We start from the raw sequence: 2,094 nt of genomic DNA on the forward strand, positions 1-2,094 counted from the left end.
ATTGTTATTAGATTTTGTTTCTTTCTTGTTATTGAAATTACAAGAAATGAGTATTAGACAAAGAATGATAATTATTTTTTTCATAGTTTTTTTTTTAGGTAATTGCTTACAACGGTTTTTGGTATGTTTTGTGGCGTGTTTAAGCAACTAATTTAGTAAATATTTACTAACCAAGAAAATCCGATAGGATTTTCGTAAGTGTGCTAAAACCAAGCAGTAAAATATACCAGTTGTTGCAATTAGTAGTTTTTATTCGTTAATAATCATTTTTCTCGATATTCTCTTAATTATATAGTTTTAAAATCAATAATCGTTATAAAATCAAATATTTCACTCCAACTATTAAAATCAATATTGCAATAATCATTATTATAATCGTTTTGATTAAATCAATTTTGTTTTCTCGTTTAATCTCTTTCCTAATATTTTCTAATTGTTCTGGAGTGGCTTTCCGTTTTAATAATTCATTAAAATCTCCTTTCAATCCTTTTAACGGCATATCTTTTCTATCAAAATGAGATAACACTTTTTTCCTTGAGTTATTCTTCATTGAGATAATCATTGATTGAACTATTCCAAAACTCATTTCTTTTTGTTTTTCATATCAGAGAATCATCAGCCTATTAATTGCAACGGTTTTGTATGATGATTTGTGCGGAAGATAAATCGGAGATTTATCAGCCTAGCAAATTAGTTGTTTGTTATAATGTTTGTCGTTTTAGTTCAAATTTAAGCATAAATTATATACAGTGTTGTGCAATCGTACTTTCTTTATATTTATTAATCCGTTTGAGTATATCATTGACTTCTTCGTCTTTTAAGTGCTGAATATGAAAGGTCTGATTCTCAGAACTTGATTGAATTATTATTTTATCATTAGTCACTTGAATCGATTTAAATTCTGAATATTCTATCTGTGTTTTCATAAAATCATTCAGTATTATTCCTTTTTTATTAATCTTTAAAGTATTCTTAAACAATATAAGAACAGCTGAAGCTATATATAAGATTCCCAAAAAGATATCTGATGAAAGACTATTTTTATCAAATATTGTGATAAATCCGAATATAAGGAAGATAACAAAACTAATCCAAGAATAATTTTTCAATCGTAATTGAATAATATTTTTTCTAATTGGATTTCTCAGAAAAAGATTTAAATAATGATATATAATAAATCCAAAAAGAAGTATGTTAAAAATTAGCCCTAAATAAGAACCAAAATAATAAATAATAAAAACTAATGAAATAGTTCCTAAACTAATGACAGATAGAATTTTCATTAAATCTTTTGTTTCTTCTTTATTCATAACTTAATTTCCGTATGTTGCACAACGGTTTTTGGTATGTTTTGTTGAGTGATTTAGCTATAAATTTAATAAATAATTACCGACCAAGAAAATCCGATAGGATTTTCGTAAGTGGGCTAGAACCAAACAATAAAATATACCAGTTGTTGGGCGTAGTTAATCATTTCGTTTCTTTTTACTGTGTTCGGGGCTAACATAATCATTCCATAAAAAATCTATTTTCGTTTCAACTATTTTATAATCAAACTCATTACTCATTTTGAAAATATTGTCTGGATTCAGAACAATTAATCCGTTTAATAAAATCATTAATCCTGAAATTATTATCAAAACGTTATTTATCAGTTTACTTATTTTTATTTTAAAAATGAATTTATCAATCAGATATAATAACATAATCCAAAATATAAGATAAATCATAAAATCGAAAATGAATTCAAGTATGAAAAATTGTCGAGCCATTGATGTATGCCAAGCAGCACAAGAATAGGGAATCGGAAATCCATAAAGTATTGAATTTGGAGCATCAATAATCTTAACATACCATAATTTTGAAATCATAATAAATGAAATAATCGTTAATGGTAATGCTATTTTTAATCTTTTCATTGCGATTTTCATCATATGTCTCGTCCTGAAATATGGCTACAGGTTAAAATTGATTTTATGCTGTTAATTTATATACCATATTCGGTGTTTTAAAGTCTAAAGATAAGTGTAATCTTACTTGGTTGTATAAATTAATTGCATTTTTTGCAGCTCTTTTAGCATGAGCAGTATTCAT

The 2,094-nt window shown here is 25.6% G+C and carries 3 protein-coding genes; all 3 read right to left on the reverse strand.

Going from position 1 to position 2,094, the window contains the following annotated elements:
• Window positions 1-313: 313 nt before the first annotated feature.
• The 3 genes from BLU40_RS17340 to BLU40_RS17350 all read right to left on the reverse strand — a co-directional run bounded on the left by BLU40_RS17340 (window position 314) and on the right by BLU40_RS17350 (window position 1,919).
• Window positions 314-586, reverse strand: coding sequence for a hypothetical protein (locus tag BLU40_RS17340; RefSeq protein ID WP_139170988.1), 273 nt, complete (start codon window positions 584-586; stop codon window positions 314-316).
• 154 nt (window positions 587-740) lie between these two features.
• On the reverse strand, window positions 741-1,310 hold the full coding sequence (locus tag BLU40_RS17345; RefSeq protein ID WP_090126777.1) for an EbsA family protein: 570 nt from the start codon (window positions 1,308-1,310) through the stop codon (window positions 741-743).
• Between the two features lie 156 nt (window positions 1,311-1,466).
• On the reverse strand, window positions 1,467-1,919 hold the full coding sequence (locus tag BLU40_RS17350) for a hypothetical protein (RefSeq protein WP_139171006.1): 453 nt from the start codon (window positions 1,917-1,919) through the stop codon (window positions 1,467-1,469).
• Window positions 1,920-2,094: the final 175 nt, after the last annotated feature.

This window comes from Lutibacter oricola (assembly GCF_900106565.1).
Taxonomy (GTDB): Bacteria; Bacteroidota; Bacteroidia; order Flavobacteriales; family Flavobacteriaceae; genus Lutibacter; species Lutibacter oricola.

What these genes read in the sequence shown, in the direction of transcription:
- BLU40_RS17350 (WP_139171006.1), bottom strand. Translation starts at nt 1,919, where the DNA reads ATGAAAAGATTAAAAATAGCATTACCATTAACGATTATTTCATTTATT.
- BLU40_RS17340 (WP_139170988.1), bottom strand. Translation starts at nt 586, where the DNA reads ATGAGTTTTGGAATAGTTCAATCAATGATTATCTCAATGAAGAATAAC.
- BLU40_RS17345 (WP_090126777.1), bottom strand. Translation starts at nt 1,310, where the DNA reads ATGAATAAAGAAGAAACAAAAGATTTAATGAAAATTCTATCTGTCATT.